The following is a 15,980-nucleotide window of genomic DNA, read 5'->3' as shown; positions in this document are numbered from 1 at the left end:
CGACAAGGGCCATGGCACCCGCCTCGGAAATCCAGTCGAGCCACATCTTGCGATCCTCCCTCGATCTTCATGCGGTCAGGGTGCTCGCGACCCCTCCTCGTCGGGGCGGCAGAACAGGTCGTACACGACTTCCATGATCCGGATCGCGCGATCGTCGGTCAAGGAATAGAAGATCGTCTTCCCCTCGCGGCGGGGTTGGACCAACCCTTCCAACCGCAGCCGGGCCAATTGCTGTGAAATCGCCGCCTGTCGGGCCGACAGCAACCGCTCCAACTCGGTCACGGATTTCTCGCCCGAGGCCAGATGACACAAGATCATCAACCGGCCCTCATGGCTGATCGCCTTGAGGAAATTCGAGGCCGCAGTGGCGTTGTCGACCATGCGGTCGAGATCCTCGTCGGTTGTATCTGCGCTGAAGACGGGAAGAGACATGACGAGCATTTCCGTTGCCGCCGGGACGGACGGCACGACCTGTTTGATTTCGATATCGTGGCAATTACCCGCCATCGCGCCAACCGTCCAGTTCTGGAATGTCGCGGGCCGCAGCGTCGAGCATCTGGCCAAGAACGGGCCAGAAGAAATCCTCGCCCGGGTACCCTTCCCGGCGCGCGATTTCCTGTCCGTCGTGAACCAGCACGAAGGTCGGGGTAAACCGCAGACGGCCCTGCAGGATCAGATCGTCGGGGACCGGTTCGTGAATGTCGACCCGGCGCAGCGGGGCGGCTCGACCTTCGGCGGTTTTGGGATATTCCGGCGCGACTTCGGCGTTCCAGCGCGCGCACCAGATGCACCCCGCCTCTTCGCCCATGATCAGTTCGACCTGAGCCGACGCGGCGGCGGGCATGACCAGAAGGAGGCCGATGGCCGCGGCGCGAATGGAGTGTTGCATTTCATAACACATAAATTGAATATGTTCATCCGACAAGGGAGGGTCACTCGGATGTTCGACATCACCGTCGCGGGGGCCGTGTTTGCGGGACTTCTGTCCTTCCTGTCGCCCTGCATCCTGCCGATGGTGCCGTTTTATCTGTCTTATCTGGCCGGCGGGTCCGTCCAGGCGTTGGAAAACGGGGATCTTCCGCCGGGCACACGGGGTCGGGCGATCCTGTCGGCCATCGCCTTTGCGGCCGGTGTCGCGACGATCTTCGTCGGGCTGGGCGCGACGGCGACGGCCTTTGGGCAGATCGTGCGCGACTGGTTCGATGTGCTGCGCTGGATCGCGGCGGGGCTGATCGCGCTGATGGGGCTTCACTTTCTGGGCGTGATGAAGATCGGCCTGCTCTATCGTTCGTTCGGTCGCACTGGCGGGACGTCCACGCCCAGGGGCGGGATCGTCTCGGGCTATGTGATCGGCCTGGCATTCGCCTTTGGCTGGACCCCCTGCGTCGGCCCTGTGCTGGCCGCGATATTGTTCATGGCGGGCGCGCAGGACAGCGTGGGGCAGGGGATGGTGCTGCTTCTGGCCTATGCCATCGGCATGACGGCTCCCTTCGTTCTGGCCGCCGCCTTCATCGGGCCGTTCATGCGCTGGATGCGGCGGTTCCGACCCTACCTGCCGACGATCGAGAAGATCATGGGCGTGTTCCTTCTGATCTTCGCCCTGCTGATCGCGACGAATTCGATGAACGTGATCGCGAACTGGATGCTGCAATTCTGGCCGGCCATCGGCTGAGAGGAGGACGACATGAGACATCTTGCGACGTTTGGAGCGGCCTTGGCGCTGTTCGCCTGGGTGGGAGCAGTGCCCGCGGCCGAGATCGGCGACGACGGGCTGCACAAGGCCCCGTGGATGGTCGAGACGTTCAAGGACCTGCGCGAAGACCTGGGCGAGGCCAATGCAGAGGGCAAGCGCCTGATGGTCATCGTGGAGCAGCGCGGCTGCATCTACTGCACGCAGATGCACGAGGAGGTTTTCGTCGAGGAGGACATCGCCGCGATGCTGTCGGAAGAATACTTCGTGGTGCAGATGAACATGTTCGGCGACGTGGAGGTCACCGACTTTGACGGCGAGTCCCTGTCGGAGAAAGAGGCCGTCCGCAAATGGGGCCTGAATTTCACACCTACGCTGATGTTCCTGCCCGAAGACGTCGCCGAGGACGTCGACGCCGGCGATGCGGCGGTCGCGACCATACCGGGGGCGTTCGGACCGGGTACGACGCGCAACATGCTGACCTGGGTTCTGGAGCATGGATACGACGGCGAGGAAGGCTTTCAGGCGTATCACGCCCGCAAGCTGAATGGCGGGTAACGCATTTAAGTATTCAGAAGTATGCATTTGTTCTTGCCAGCAAGCGGAAATTCGACGTAGCCTAACCTCGGAGGACGACAATGGGAGGTTTCATGACACGCTTTGCGTTTGGCATCGTCGCGTCCGTGGTATGTGCCACGGCCGGGCTGGCTGCGGAGGTCGAGCCGTCGGATGTGCAATTCGACGAATACGGCGCGGTGGACGTTTCGCTCAGCGGGGCACCCGGCGACGCCGAGAATGGCAAGCTTCTGATGAACAAGGGGTCGGGCAACTGCATTGCCTGCCACGAGATCACGGAGCTGGAGGAACTTGGGTTCCACGGTGAAATCGGTCCGATGCTGGACGGGGTTGCCGATCGGTGGACCCAGGCCGATCTGCGCGGGATCGTCGCGAACGCCAAGGTCATGTTCGACGGGACGATGATGCCGTCTTTCTACAAGACCACAGGATTCATCCGCCCCGGCGACGCCTATACCGGCAGGGCGGCCGAGGGCGACCTCGATCCGCTTCTGACCGCGCAGGAGGTCGAAGACGTGGTCGCCTACCTGATGACATTGAAGGAGAGCTGAGATGCAAATCACCCGACGCGATGCACTGACACTGGGTGCCGGGGCGCTGACGCTTGCCGCGCTGCCGATGCCCGTTTTCGCCGCAACGGCGGACGTGGATGCCGCGATCGCGGAATTCACCGGCGGCGCGGAAATGGGCGCGGATGGGATCATCCTGACCGCCCCCGAAATTGCCGAGAACGGCAACACCGTTCCGATCGAGGTATCGGCCCCCGGTGCCGCTGCGATCATGGTTCTGGCGACCGGCAATCCCACGCCGAAGGTCGGCACGATCAACTTCGGCCCGCTGGCCGCCGCGCAATTCGCGTCGACCCGCATCCGGCTGGCCGGGACGCAGGACGTCATGGCGATCGCCCGGATGCAGGACGGCAGCTTCGTTCAGGCGTCGGCGGAAGTGAAGGTCACCATCGGCGGCTGCGGCGGCTGAGGTCCACAGGACATAGGAGAAGACACATGGCAGACGGCGTAAAACCCCGCGTCCGCGTTCCCAAAGAGGCTTCGGCCGGGGAGGCGATCCAGATCAAGACCCTGATCTCGCATCCGATGGAATCCGGGCAGCGCAAGGACGACGACGGAAATACGATTCCGCGTTCGATCATCAATCGCTTCACCGTGGAGTTCGAGGGCGAAAACGTCATCGACGTCATGTTGGAGCCCGCGATCTCGACCAATCCGTATTTCGAGTTCGAGGCGACCGTGCCCACCTCGGGAACCTTCGTGTTCACGTGGTACGACGACGACGGCGACGTCTATACCGAAGAAAAGGCCATCACGGTCGCCTGACCGAATGGCCCCCGCGCGTGGCCTTGGGAGGGGCTGCGCGGATCATCCTGCAAGGGAAGGGAGGAACGATCACATGAAATATCTTTCGACGACCGCCTGCGTTCTGGCCGTCCTGGCGACCGGCGCATGGGCCGACCCGGACGACGACGAACTGGTCATTAACGGCGATATCGAGATCGTCACGCAGACCGCCGCCCCCGCCCATCTGGAGGGCGTGATGGATACGATCTATTCGGGCTGGCGATTCCGGTCCGACGAGACGCAGTCGGTTCAAGCCGACGATTTCGACAACCCCGGTATGCTGGGCGTCGAGGTCGGGATCGACCTGTGGAACGCGGTCGAGGGGACGGAAGGCGAAAGCTGCGCGTCCTGCCACGGCTCGCCCGAGGAGATGGCGGGCGTCAGTGCCACCTATCCCAAATGGAACGAGGAGGCCGGCGAAGTCCGAACCCTCACCATGCAGGTCAACGACTGCCGCGAAAACCGCATGGGGGCCGAACCCTATGCCTACGACAAGGGGGACGCGGTCAACATGACGGCATTGCTGACCTCCGTCAGCCGCGGAATGCCGATGGACGTGGCCATCGACGGCCCGGCTCAGTCGACGTGGGAAGCGGGCAAGGAGTTGTACTACACCCGTTTCGGTCAACTGGAACTGTCGTGCGCAAATTGCCACGAGGACAACTACGGCTCCATGATCCGTGCCGATCACCTGAGCCAGGGACAGATCAATGGCTTTCCGACCTACAGGTTGAAGAATACCAAGCTCAACGGCGTGCAGTCGCGGTTCAAAGGTTGCATCCGCGATACCCGGGCGGCCACGTTCAACCCCGGCTCGCCCGAGCTGATCGCGCTGGAACTCTACGTCGCGTCGCGCGGCAACGGCCTGTCGGTCGAAGGCCCCAGCGTCCGTAACTGACGACCCAGGGCCCGCCGGCACATCGATGTCGGCGGGCCTTCTTGTTCGCATACATATGCTATTTTGCGAATATAAAGGAGATGACCGATGATCTCACGGCGCGACTTTTTGCAGGTGGCCATGGCCACGACCGCCATCTACGGGGCGTCGTCCTTCGGCAATTGGTCCCGTCTGTCGGCGCAGCAGTCGATCACGCAGGACGATCTTCTGTCGTTCGACACGACCGGGAACGTCTCGCTGATCCACATCACGGACATCCACGCGCAGCTTGTCCCGGTCTGGTTTCGGGAGCCGCAGATCAACCTTGGCGTCGGTGACGCGGCAGGTCAGCCGCCGCATTTAACGGGTGCCGATTTTCTGCAACGCTACGGCATCGAACCCAACAGTTCGGCGCAATACGCGCTGTCGTACCCCGATTTCGCTGCCCTGGCGGGTGAATACGGACGGATGGGCGGGGTCGACCGGATCGCCACGGTCGTCAACGCGATCCGAGCCGACCGGCCCGACGCGCTGCTGCTGGACGGTGGCGATACGTGGCAAGGCAGCCTGACGGCCCTGCGCACCGATGGGCAGGACATGGTCAATGTCTTCAACGCCCTGCGCCCCGACGCGATGACGGCGCATTGGGAATTCACGCTTGGGATCGAGCGTGTGATGGACATCGTCGAGAACCACCTGGAATTCCCGCTTCTGGGGGCCAACATCTTCGACGTCGAATGGGATGAGCCGGCGTTCGAGCCCTTCAAGATGTTCGAGCGGGGTGGCGTGCAGGTCGCCGTCATCGGACAGGCCTTTCCCTATATGCCGATCGCGAACCCCGGCTATATGTTCCCGGACCTGAGCTTCGGCGTGCGAGAGGCGCGAATGGCCGAGGTGGTGCAGCAGGCGCGGGACGCGGGGGCCGAGGCTGTCGTCGTCCTGTCGCACAACGGCTTCGATGTGGACCGCAAGATGGCGGCGAACGTGCCGGGCATCGACGTGATCCTGACCGGACACACCCACGACGCGCTGCCCGAGCCGCTTTTGGTCGGCAAGACACACCTGATCGCGTCGGGCAGCCACGGCAAGTTCGTCAGCCGCCTTGATCTGGATGTCCGCGACGGGGAGGTGAAGTCGGTCGCGCACAAGCTGATCCCGATCTTCGCCGACGTGATCGCCCCCGACCCGCAGATGTCCGCTTTGGTCGAGGAACAGCGCGCGCCCTTCGCAGACGACCTGGCCGAGGTGTTGGGCAAAACCGACTCGCTTCTCTACCGCAGGGGTAACTTCAACGGCACCTGGGACGACCTGATCTGTCAGGCCCTGCTGGAGGAGCGGGAGGCCGATATCGCGCTGTCCCCCGGTTTCCGCTGGGGCGCGTCGGTTCTGCCGGGGCAGGACATCACCCGCGAAGATCTGATGAACGCAACGGCTATGTCCTATCCCGAAGCCTACCGCACCGAAATGACGGGGGAGATGCTGCACACCATTCTGGAGGATGTGGCCGACAACCTGTTTCACCCCGATCCCTATTACCAGCAGGGGGGCGACATGGTCCGCGTCGGTGGCATGGGATACCGGATCGATATCGGCAAGCCGCAGGGCAGCCGCATCACCGAGATGACGGTGCTGACGACGGGTGAGGCCATCGACCCCGCCCGCAGTTACGCCGTCGCCGGATGGGCCAGCGTCAACCCGGAGGTCGAGGGGCCGCCCATCTGGGATGTGGTCGAGGCCTATATCAAGCGCGAAGGGACGGTTTCGGTCGCGCCCAACACCTCCGTCGTCGTCGACGGAGCCTGATGCCCAACCCCGGAGATATGCCATGAAATCCTTCGTAACCGCCGCAACGATCGCCCTCGCATTCGCCACCGCCGCGGTGGCCGAAGGCGAGACGCACCGCGTCGCCATCCACGTCGATGAAAACGATCCGCAGGTCATGAACATGGCCCTCAACAATGTCGCCAATGTTCACCGCTATTACGAAAGCATCGGTGACGAGGTCATCATCGAACTGGTGGCCTATGGTCCCGGTCTGAACATGTTCGTCGCCGGCAGAAGCCCGGTCGAGAGCCGGATTTCCGCGATGTCGCTGGAAATCGAGACCCTCAGCTTCGCCGCCTGCGGCAACACCCACGACGCCATGGTCGAGAAGGCGGGCACGGACGTGCCGCTGATGGACGAGGCGGTCGTGGTGCCGTCTGGCGTTGTTCAGCTCATCACGCTGCAGGAACAGGGCTACGCCTATGTCCGACCCTGATCCCGCGCGCATTAAGACGAAAGGCATGCCGATGACCAAGAAGACCACCAGACGCGATCTGCTCCGGGGTGGGCTGGCCATCGCCGGCGCAGGTGCCTTTGCCACCACGGCGGCCCGTGCCCAGGGCGACCCCGCCATCACCGAGCTTCAGCCCTGGATGCAGCAACTGGGCGAGGGGGTCGACGCGCGGCCCTACGGCATGCCGTCCCCCCACGAGGCGCATGTGAAGCGCCGCAGCGTGGAGTGGCTGACGGCGGATCCGGTGTCGTCGGTGAACTTCACCCCCTTGCACGACCTCGACGGGATCATCACGCCAAATGGTTTGTGCTTCGAGCGCCATCACGCCGGTATCGCCGAAGTCGATCCGGCGCAGCACCGCCTGATGATCAACGGTCTGGTCGACTACGAGCTGGTCTTCACCATGGAAGACCTGGCCCGCTTCCCCCGGCACAACAAAGTCTATTTCCTGGAATGCGCGGCCAATTCGGGAATGGAATGGCGCGGCGCGCAGCTCAACGGATGTCAGTTCACCCACGGCATGATCCACAACGTCATGTATACAGGCGTCATGCTGCGCGACGTGCTGGCGACCGCAGGCGTGCAGACGGCGGGCAAGTGGATCCTGCCGGAAGGGGCCGATGCCTCGGGCATGACCCGCTCCATCCCGATGGACAAGGCGCTGGACGATTGCATGATCGCCACCCACATGAACGGTGAACGTCTGCGCCCCGAACAGGGCTATCCGATCCGCCTGGTCGTGCCTGGCTGGGAAGGCAACATGTGGGTCAAATGGCTGCGCCGCATCGAAGTCGGCGATCAGCCGTGGCACCACCGCGAAGAGACGTCGAAATACACCGACCTTCTGGCCGACGGGGCCGCGCGGCGGTTCACCTGGGCGATGGATGCGAAATCCGTCATCACCAACCCGTCGCCGCAGGCACCGCTGACCCACGGGGCGGGTCCGACCGTTCTGACCGGGGTGGCCTGGTCGGGGCGCGGGTCCATTCCGCGTGTGGACGTCACGATCGACGGTGGCAAAAACTGGCATCAGGCCCGCATGGATGGGCCCAGTTTCGATAAATCGATGCATCGGTTCTATTTCGACTTCGATTGGGACGGGAAACCGATGCTTCTGCAAAGCCGGGCGCACGACAGCACCGGCTATGTCCAGCCGACCAAGAACCAGCTGCGCCAAGTGCGCGGCGAAAACTCCATCTATCACAACAACGGTATCCAGACCTGGGCCGTCGATGCCCGCGGGGAGGCTGAGAATGTCGAAATTGGCTAGTCTTCTTGTTCCCGGTCTTGCTGGGACCGGTGTCCTGATCGGCGGGGCCTATGTCGCCGCCAACATGATGGTGCCGCAGGTTCACACGCCTGTCGCCGCGACGCTGGGCCTGACGGCGCAGGCGCAGCAGACCGCCCCGGCCGATACGGTGGTCTTCGATCTGGGCCGGCCCGCGACGGCGGCGGAAATCGCCGCATGGGATATCGATATCCGTCCCGACGGCGCGGGCCTGCCCGACGGGTCGGGCGATGTCTGGACCGGCGAAGACCTCTACATTGATAATTGCGCCGTCTGCCACGGCGACTTCGGGGAGGCGATCGGCCGGTGGCCCGTCTTGGCCGGGGGGCAGGGCAGTCTGACGAACGACCGACCCGTCAAGACAATCGGCAGCTACTGGCCCTATCTCTCGACGGTCTATGATTACGTGAACCGGGCGATGCCGTTCGGGAACGCGCAGTCCCTGACCGACGACGAAGTCTATGCCGTAACGGCATATCTGCTGTATCTCAACGATCTGGTGGACGACGATTTCGTGCTGGACCGCGAAACCCTCTCGACCTTCGAGATGCCCAACCGCGACGCTTTCTACATGGATGACCGGGCGGACACGGAATACGCGATCTTCACCGGGGAGCCTTGCATGGAAAACTGCAAGGACACGGTCGAGATCACTGCACGCGCCGCCGTCGTCGACGTCACCCCCGAGGACGAGGCTGCCCGTATCGCGCGCCAGGCAGCGGCGACTGGTACCGACATCGGCGTGACCGAAGCGGATGCGTCCGCCCAAGTGGCCGCCGCCGAAACGGACGACCCGGTGGAGGAAGGCACCACGCCACTGGCCGCGACCGCCACTGACAATGCGCTTGCGGACGCCGGCCCTGATCCGGAGCTGGTTGCCGCCGGCGAGAAGGTCTTCAAGCAATGCTCCGCCTGCCATCAGGTCGGGGACGGTGCCCGTAACCGCACCGGCCCGATGCTGAACGGTATCGTCGATCATCCTGCGGGCGTCGTCGAAGGCTTCCGATATTCCAAGGTGTTCGGCCAATTCGCCGAGGACGGCCTTGTCTGGACCCCGGAGGAGCTTTCGGCCTTCCTCGCCGCGCCGCGCGACTATGCGCCCCGCACAAAGATGTCGTTCCGGGGCCTCGAGTCCGACGACGATCTGGCCGCGGTGATCGCCTATCTGGGAACCTTCGCTCAATGACCGGGTCGACATTTTCCACCGCGACCATCGCGGCTGGCCCCGCCCGTTATCCAGCGGGCACGCGGCGTCCTTCGACATTGGATGGGGCGGTCTTTTGACGGGGCTCAATGACGACAGGTCCGGTGCGCGCGATCATGCAGCCATGCGGACGATCGCGGCGATCCAGGCCGGGCGGACGTCCGTATATCGTCGCGGGCATGTCCGGCACCTGAACGCATAGGGCGCGCCTCGACTTCCCGGGGCCGCCATCATTTGGGAGGGACGACAATGATCCGTACATTAGCCACAATCGGGGCCTTCGCGCTGTCCGGTGTTGCCGCACAGGCGCAGGATGCCGCGACCGTTCCGTTCGACGGGGATGTCGAAGATGCCGCCTTCGCCGTCGAGACGGCCATCGTCAACCAGGGCCTGGTCATCGATTTCGTCAGCCACGTCGGAGAGATGTTGACCCGGACCGGTGCCGATCTGGGCCTTGGCCCGTCGCCGGTCGGGGAAGGCGCACAGATCTTCGTCTTCTGCTCCGCCGCCGTCAGCCGCGAAGTGATGGAGGCGAACCCGATGAACGTCGCGCACTGCCCCTACGGGATCTTCGTGGCGCAGATCGACGGCGAAACCCTCGTCGGTCGCCGCGTCTACGACGACGCCAGCATGGCCCCCGTCAACGCCTTGCTGGAAGGGATCATCGCCGAGGCGACGGAGTAAGGCGACAAGTCCGGTCGCCATCCTGGCGGACGGCCATGTATGTCGAAGGAAAGCGAGTTTCATCGCAGTTTTTGCCAGTGCGATGACGCTGACTGAAATCGCGCCGCTGGCAACCGAACAAATTTACGCGGCGCAGAAGGTGACCGACCATGTCGACGGTCCCAGCGGCCACGGCGATTGCCGCTATCTGAGTACGCTGCGAAAGGCGCAGAACCACGTCAACGCCTTGGGCGTCGATACTGTCGATTTGGTCGTCGTCATGCACGGCAACGGGTTGGGCATGCTGCAAAACGCCGTCGGCAACGACGATCTGAAGACCGGGATCGCCTGGTTAAAGGGGTAAGGGGTGCGCTTTCAGGTCTGCAACAACACGCTTGTCGGACGCGATGTCGATTGGGAGAGCGATTTCTCCGACGTCTGGGAAGAAGACATCGTACCCTCTGGCGTGGCGCACCTGTCATACCTGCAGTAACAGGGCTTCACCTACCTTAAACCCCGAACACGTGTCACGAACGTCACTTCGAAACCGCCGTCGACGCCCTGCGCCACGTGGCCGCCCGCGCCACCCATCACGTCGCCGGCCGTGATGTGACCGTCTGGTGCTCCAACAATGATCTGGGGAAGGGCACCATTCGGCGTTGCGCGCGGATTGCGTTCAGAAGTTTCTATCGGGTGGAAGGAGATCAATCACCCCACGGTGCCTTGGGGGATTGAGCGGCTGCGCGTTGCGCTGTCGCCGGTGCAGTTGCCCGATGACGTTGATCGCGTGATCGGCACCTTGTCGAAGTTGCGGCCAAAGTGCCGGCTGACGCGGGACCCGGTCGCCGCGCAGTAGCCGTCAGCCCGATACGAAGCGGAACCCTTCGCCCGCGCGCTCGACCCGCCCGATGCCACCGTCCGGCAAGTGGAAGCCGACGATGGCCAGCCCGTCGGAGGTGATCTTGTCGAACAGCGCGATCCGCGTTTTGGCCGCCTTCGCCTGATCGTGGTCATTGCCGGCCGGCCAATCGGGGCGCGCGAAGGCGACGTGATGGTTGCTGATCGCATCCCCCAGGATCACGACATCGTCCATCTGGAAAGACATGTGGCCCGGCGTATGGCCGGGCGACGCGATGGCCCGGACACCGGGCACGACCTCTGCCCCGTCGTCGAAAATCGAAAGCCGATCTTCGATCGCTTCCAAACGGCGTTTGGCCCCCATGGCAAAGGTCGCGCGGTCCGCCCCGATCGTGTCGACGGTCGCGGGGTCGGTCCAATAGGCGTGTTCGGCCGTGCCGATATGATGGGCGGCGTTGAGGAAGAGCGGTTCGTCGAAATCGTCCAGAACGCCCCAAATGTGATCGGGGTGCGCATGGGTGAATACCACGTCCGTCACATCCCCCGGGGACACGCCCGCCGCATCCAGCGCATCCAAAAGCGTGCCGGCGGTCGGCTGAAAATCAGGGCCCGATCCCGCATCGAACAAGACGGTGCGGTCGCGCTGTCGCAGCAGGGTAAGATTGCATTCCGGGGTCAACCGATCCCGGTTCAGGTCGAACGGCGCTATAACCTCGCCCAGCGCATCCTGCGGCATTGGCCCGAACACGAATTCGCCGGGCAGGACCAGCGATCCGTCACTTACCGTCGTCAAGGTTCCCCCGCCGGCAAGCGCGACGTCGGCAACGGCAAAGCGCGGCACGGCGATGGCCGAAACGGCCGTGGCAAGGAATATGCGGCGCGCGATCATCGGTGTTCTCCAATTATTCAAAAAAAAGAATATGACAAACAAAGCCGTGTCGCAATGGGTTGCACCCGAGATTTCATTGAGAAATCCAAGACCCACACACCATGATCGTGTCTGGGGTCACGCGTCAGGCGTAGAGGACCTGCGTGCCTGCGGTCGCGCAGAAATCGGCGCAGGCCGGGGGCAGGCCCCGGTCGGTGACGAAAACGTCGACATCGGCGATGGAGGCGACGCGCACCGGGGCCTTGCGGTCGAACTTGGAGCTGTCGGAGGCGAGCAGGACGGTCTCGCTGTGCTGGATGATGGTCCGGCTGACGCCGACTTCCTGCAGGTCGAAGTCGAGGATGTCGCCATCGTCGCGCAGGGCCGAACAGCCGATCACCGCATAGTCGAAACGCAGCTGCTCGATGGTGGCCTTGGCAAAATCGCCGACCAGCCCGCCATCCGACCGGCGCAGATTGCCGCCCGTGACGATGACCTGCGCGTCGGCATTCGCGGACAGGATGTTGGCGATGTTCATATTGTTGGTGACGACCAGCAGGCCCTGATGGCGCAGCAGTTCGACCGCGACGGCTTCGGTCGTGGTGCCGATGTTGAGAAAGACCGAGCAATCGTTCGGAATTTGCCGCGCGCACAGCCGCGCGATATCGACCTTGGTCGCTTGGTTGAGTTCACGGCGTTCGCTGTATCCGATGGCCGTCGTCGTGGACGGCAGGATCGCACCGCCATGCACACGCTCCAACTCCCCGCTGTCGGAAAGTTCGGTCAGATCGCGGCGGATGGTCTGTGGGGTGACGCCGAAGTGTTTGACCAGCCCATCGACCGTCACAACCCCTTCGCGGCGCGCCATGTTGATGATTTCCGGCTTGCGCAGCGTTTGAACCATGTCGTCCGTCCTTCACAGATGCTGCCGTGGTATCCTGCGGGCCATCTGTTGTCACGGCGCGGTCCAGCGACATCGCCAAAACGCAAAAAAGCGAAAACTACGCCTTTCCTTTTTGATCGTTTATCGGCAGGTTCCACGTCACAGCGGGGGGGAGCCCGCGAAGGGAGCATGATGGATCGGCCAGTCAACTCAGGCGAAACAGGGTGTCCGCAGGTCGATCGGGCGAAGACATCCGTGCGCACCCTTGACCTGAGGGGGACGGCATTGGTTCATGGTGGCGACGGGATCGTGTCGCCCTGCCTGCGCGCGGCCCCCAAGAAGCAGAACGACCGGGTGGCCCCGCAGGCCACCGATATCCGCGGGGAGGCGGCATGACCCTCGAATTCAAGGACGTGTCCAAGACCATCGACGGAAAGGTTCATATCCATCCGACCGATCTGACGCTGGAGCGTGGGACGATGAACGTCCTGTTGGGGCCGACCCTGTCCGGAAAGACGTCGTTGATGCGTCTGATGGCCGGTCTGGACGCACCGACGGCCGGTCGGGTGTTCTGGGAAGGCAAGGATGTGACCGGCCAGCGGGTTCAGGACCGCAAGGTCGCGATGGTTTATCAGCAGTTCATCAACTACCCGTCCATGACCGTCTACGAGAACATCGCGTCCCCGCTGCGCCTGATGCGCAAGTCGAAGGCAGAGATCGACACGGCCGTCCGGCAAGCCGCCGACCTTATGCAATTGTCGCCGATGCTGGACCGCAAACCGCTGGAGCTTTCGGGGGGGCAGCAGCAGCGTTGCGCGCTGGCCCGTGCGCTGGTCAAGAACGCGGGTCTTGTCCTGCTGGACGAGCCGCTGGCGAACCTCGATTATAAACTGCGCGAGGAATTGCGCGTGGAAATCCCCAAGATTTTCGCCGAATCCGGGGCCGTCTTCGTCTATGCCACGACCGAGCCGGAGGAGGCGCTTTTGCTGGGCGGCAACACCGCCGCCTTGTGGGAAGGGCGGGTGACGCAGTTCGACCTGACGCCGACGGTGTACCGCCGGCCCGTCGACGCCACGACCGCCCGCGTGTTCAGCGATCCGCCGATGAATTTCCTGAAGGTGGAGAAGACCGGGCAGACGCTGACCTTCGGGACCGGCCAGCGGGCCGAGGCCAGGGGCGCGCTGGCGACGCTGGCTGACGGGCGGTATCTGGCGGGGTTCCGGCCCAATCATGTGGAAATCGCGGGGCGCGGCGAACACGATCTGACGTTCGATACCCGGCTGACGGTGACCGAACTGACGGGGTCCGAAACCTTCGTGCATCTGGACCACGATGGCGACCGCTGGGTCGGGTTGATCCACGGCGTTCACACGCTGGACATCGGCGCCGCGTTGTCGGTGCATGTCGATCCGGCGCATATCTACATCTTCCGCGAAACCGGCGAACTGGTGGCTCCGGCCGCCTACGCCGTCGCGGTCTGAGGGGAGGGCGCATGGCCAAGATCACGCTCGACAATCTGGCGCATTCCTACCTGGCGAAACCGTCGTCGGAGGATGACTTCGCCCTCAAAGAGTTGAACCACGTCTGGGGTGACGGGGAGGCCTATGCCTTGCTGGGGTCGTCCGGCTGCGGAAAGTCGACACTGCTCAACATCATCTCCGGCCTTTTGCATCCAAGCCAAGGACGCATCCTGTTCGACGACATCGACGTGACCCAGGCCACGACCAGCGCACGCAACATCGCGCAGGTTTTCCAGTTTCCCGTCGTCTACGACACGATGACGGTGCGCGATAATCTTGCCTTCCCGCTCAAGAACCGGGGGGCCGAGCCGGCCTATATCGCCCGCCGCGTGCAGGAAATCGGCGCGATGATCGGGATGGAGGCGGAGCTGGATAAGCGCGCGCGCGGACTGACGGCGGACGCCAAGCAGAAGATCAGCCTTGGGCGCGGCATGGTGCGCGAAGACGTGAACGCACTGCTGTTCGATGAGCCGCTGACCGTGATCGACCCGCATATGAAGTGGGAGCTGCGGACGCAGCTCAAATCGCTGCACCACGAGTTCGGGCATACGATGATCTACGTCACCCACGACCAGACCGAGGCGCTGACGTTCGCGGATAAGGTGGTGGTGATGTACGACGGCCGCGTCGTCCAGATCGGCACGCCGCAGGAGTTGTTCGAGCGGCCCGCCCATACCTTTGTCGGCTATTTCATCGGCTCGCCAGGTATGAACGTGATCCCGGCCAGCGTCAGCGGATCGCAGGCGCAGGTCCACGGCACCGCCGTGCCCTTGTCGCAGAATTTCGGCACGCTGGCAGGCAAGGTCGAATTGGGCGTGCGGCCCGAATTCGTGACCCTGACGGAAGGCGAGGGCTTGCCCGTCACCATCCGCCGGGTCGAGGATGTGGGCCGTCACAAGATCGTGCGGGCCCAATTGTTCGGCAAGGACCTGAACATCGTCGCGGCGGAAGGGCAGGAAATTTCGCCCGACATGACGCGGGTGACGTTCATGCCCGATCACGTCAATGTCTACGTCGACGACTGGCGCAGCGAAGGGAAGGCCGCCTGATGGACAAGACGATCAATCAAAAGGCCTGGTTCCTGGTCCTTCCGGTGCTGCTGCTGGTGGCGTTTTCCGCCGTCATACCGCTGATGACGGTGGTAAATTACTCGGTGCAGGACACCTTCGGGAACAATCAGTTCTTCTGGGCCGGTCTCGAATGGTTCGACGAGATGCTGCATTCCGACCGGATGTGGAACGCGCTGGGCCGACAGGTGATGTTCTCGGCCATCATCCTGGCGATCGAGATTCCGCTGGGCATCTTCATCGCGCTCAACATGCCGAAATCCGGGTTCTGGTCGTCGCTTTGCCTGGTGTTGATGTCGTTGCCGCTGTTGATCCCGTGGAACGTCGTGGGCACGATCTGGCAGATCTTCGGACGGGTCGACATCGGGCTGCTGGGCCACACGCTCGACGCGCTGGGAATCCCCTATAACTACACGCAGAATACGGTCGCCGCCTGGATCACCATCGTTGTGATGGACGTCTGGCATTGGACGTCGCTGGTCGCACTTCTGGCTTTCGCCGGTCTGAAATCCATCCCCGATGCGTATTACCAGGCCGCCAAGATCGATCAGGCGTCGCGCTGGGCCATCTTCCGCTACATCGAATTGCCCAAGATGGCGGGCGTGCTGATGATCGCGATCCTGCTGCGCTTCATGGACAGTTTCATGATCTACACCGAACCATTCGTGGTGACTGGCGGCGGGCCCGGCAACGCGACGACGCTGCTGTCGATCGATCTGGTGAAGATGGCGCTGGGGCAGTTTGACCTTGGTCCGGCGGCGGCTTTCTCGATCATGTATTACCTCGTCATCCTGCTCGTCTCCTGGGTGTTCTTCACCGTGATGACCAACCTCGACAAGAAGGGGAGCTAGGC

20 protein-coding genes are annotated in these 15,980 nt (G+C 63.3%); 16 read left to right on the top strand and 4 right to left on the bottom strand.

Annotation, left to right across the window (positions count from 1 at the left end):
• Positions 1-75: 75 nt before the first annotated feature.
• Both JDO7802_RS16235 and JDO7802_RS16230 read right to left on the bottom strand, forming a co-directional pair.
• Positions 76-432, bottom strand: a complete 357-nt coding sequence (locus JDO7802_RS16235) for an ArsR/SmtB family transcription factor (protein ID WP_055087302.1) — start codon at positions 430-432, stop codon at positions 76-78.
• Positions 433-496: 64 nt separating this feature from the next.
• The gene (locus JDO7802_RS16230; RefSeq protein ID WP_055086964.1) at positions 497-889 is read right to left on the bottom strand and encodes a thioredoxin domain-containing protein; all 393 of its coding nucleotides are present in this window, start codon (positions 887-889) and stop codon (positions 497-499) included.
• Positions 890-940: 51 nt separating this feature from the next.
• Here JDO7802_RS16230 and JDO7802_RS16225 point away from each other — a divergent pair, with 51 nt between their 5' ends.
• The 12 genes from JDO7802_RS16225 to JDO7802_RS16170 all read left to right on the top strand — a co-directional run bounded on the left by JDO7802_RS16225 (position 941) and on the right by JDO7802_RS16170 (position 10,295).
• The gene (locus tag JDO7802_RS16225) at positions 941-1,672 is read left to right on the top strand and encodes a cytochrome c biogenesis CcdA family protein (RefSeq protein WP_055086963.1); all 732 of its coding nucleotides are present in this window, start codon (positions 941-943) and stop codon (positions 1,670-1,672) included.
• Between the two features lie 12 nt (positions 1,673-1,684).
• Positions 1,685-2,248, top strand: a complete 564-nt coding sequence (locus tag JDO7802_RS16220; protein WP_055086962.1) for a thioredoxin family protein — start codon at positions 1,685-1,687, stop codon at positions 2,246-2,248.
• Positions 2,249-2,340: 92 nt separating this feature from the next.
• Entirely contained in the window at positions 2,341-2,817 is a 477-nt protein-coding gene (gene soxX / locus JDO7802_RS16215) for a sulfur oxidation c-type cytochrome SoxX (RefSeq protein WP_055087301.1), read from the top strand.
• A 1-nt stretch (position 2,818) separates the two neighbouring features.
• Complete coding sequence (gene soxY, locus JDO7802_RS16210) at positions 2,819-3,244, top strand: thiosulfate oxidation carrier protein SoxY (protein ID WP_055086961.1); 426 nt, start codon at positions 2,819-2,821, stop codon at positions 3,242-3,244.
• A 26-nt stretch (positions 3,245-3,270) separates the two neighbouring features.
• Positions 3,271-3,600 carry a thiosulfate oxidation carrier complex protein SoxZ gene (soxZ, locus tag JDO7802_RS16205; RefSeq protein WP_055086960.1) on the top strand — a complete coding sequence of 110 codons (330 nt, stop codon included), beginning with the start codon at positions 3,271-3,273 and terminating at the stop codon, positions 3,598-3,600.
• 73 nt (positions 3,601-3,673) lie between these two features.
• A complete protein-coding gene (gene soxA, locus JDO7802_RS16200) occupies positions 3,674-4,519 on the top strand; it encodes a sulfur oxidation c-type cytochrome SoxA (RefSeq protein WP_055086959.1) in 846 nt (281 codons plus the stop codon).
• A gap of 87 nt (positions 4,520-4,606) precedes the next feature.
• Positions 4,607-6,301, top strand: coding sequence for a thiosulfohydrolase SoxB (soxB, locus tag JDO7802_RS16195; protein ID WP_055086958.1), 1,695 nt, complete (start codon positions 4,607-4,609; stop codon positions 6,299-6,301).
• A 22-nt stretch (positions 6,302-6,323) separates the two neighbouring features.
• Positions 6,324-6,758, top strand: a complete 435-nt coding sequence (locus JDO7802_RS16190; protein ID WP_055086957.1) for a DsrE family protein — start codon at positions 6,324-6,326, stop codon at positions 6,756-6,758.
• Between the two features lie 31 nt (positions 6,759-6,789).
• Entirely contained in the window at positions 6,790-8,046 is a 1,257-nt protein-coding gene (gene soxC, locus JDO7802_RS16185) for a sulfite dehydrogenase (protein WP_144430644.1), read from the top strand.
• Positions 8,030-9,250: a c-type cytochrome gene (locus JDO7802_RS16180; protein ID WP_083481201.1), complete on the top strand. Its 1,221-nt coding sequence runs from the start codon at positions 8,030-8,032 to the stop codon at positions 9,248-9,250. The genes soxC and JDO7802_RS16180 overlap by 17 nt, the downstream gene beginning before the upstream one ends.
• A 267-nt stretch (positions 9,251-9,517) precedes the next feature.
• The gene (locus JDO7802_RS16175; protein ID WP_144430643.1) at positions 9,518-9,952 is read left to right on the top strand and encodes a DUF302 domain-containing protein; all 435 of its coding nucleotides are present in this window, start codon (positions 9,518-9,520) and stop codon (positions 9,950-9,952) included.
• An 82-nt stretch (positions 9,953-10,034) separates the two neighbouring features.
• Complete coding sequence (locus JDO7802_RS16170; protein ID WP_083481200.1) at positions 10,035-10,295, top strand: hypothetical protein; 261 nt, start codon at positions 10,035-10,037, stop codon at positions 10,293-10,295.
• 495 nt (positions 10,296-10,790) lie between these two features.
• Here JDO7802_RS16170 and JDO7802_RS16165 read toward each other — a convergent pair whose 3' ends face one another.
• Together JDO7802_RS16165 and JDO7802_RS16160 are read right to left on the bottom strand one after the other, a co-directional pair.
• Positions 10,791-11,678: an MBL fold metallo-hydrolase gene (locus JDO7802_RS16165; RefSeq protein WP_055086956.1), complete on the bottom strand. Its 888-nt coding sequence runs from the start codon at positions 11,676-11,678 to the stop codon at positions 10,791-10,793.
• 124 nt (positions 11,679-11,802) lie between these two features.
• A complete protein-coding gene (locus tag JDO7802_RS16160) occupies positions 11,803-12,561 on the bottom strand; it encodes a DeoR/GlpR family DNA-binding transcription regulator (RefSeq protein WP_055086955.1) in 759 nt (252 codons plus the stop codon).
• A 234-nt stretch (positions 12,562-12,795) separates the two neighbouring features.
• Here JDO7802_RS16160 and JDO7802_RS18340 point away from each other — a divergent pair, with 234 nt between their 5' ends.
• From JDO7802_RS18340 to JDO7802_RS16140, 4 genes are read left to right on the top strand one after another with little or no spacing between them, the layout of a single operon-like run.
• Complete coding sequence (locus JDO7802_RS18340) at positions 12,796-12,936, top strand: hypothetical protein (protein ID WP_187298161.1); 141 nt, start codon at positions 12,796-12,798, stop codon at positions 12,934-12,936.
• Positions 12,933-14,021, top strand: a complete 1,089-nt coding sequence (locus JDO7802_RS16150; RefSeq protein ID WP_055086953.1) for an ABC transporter ATP-binding protein — start codon at positions 12,933-12,935, stop codon at positions 14,019-14,021. The genes JDO7802_RS18340 and JDO7802_RS16150 overlap by 4 nt, the downstream gene beginning before the upstream one ends.
• Before the next feature lie 11 nt (positions 14,022-14,032).
• Complete coding sequence (locus JDO7802_RS16145; protein WP_055086952.1) at positions 14,033-15,109, top strand: ABC transporter ATP-binding protein; 1,077 nt, start codon at positions 14,033-14,035, stop codon at positions 15,107-15,109.
• A complete protein-coding gene (locus JDO7802_RS16140; protein WP_055086951.1) occupies positions 15,109-15,978 on the top strand; it encodes a carbohydrate ABC transporter permease in 870 nt (289 codons plus the stop codon). Before JDO7802_RS16145 ends, JDO7802_RS16140 begins: the two co-directional genes overlap by 1 nt.
• The last annotated feature ends 2 nt before the right edge of the window (positions 15,979-15,980 follow it).

It is taken from the genome of Jannaschia donghaensis, from assembly GCF_001403795.1.
Lineage (GTDB): Bacteria > Pseudomonadota > Alphaproteobacteria > Rhodobacterales > Rhodobacteraceae > Jannaschia > Jannaschia donghaensis.
This window is presented reverse-complemented; position numbering and strand designations above follow the sequence as displayed.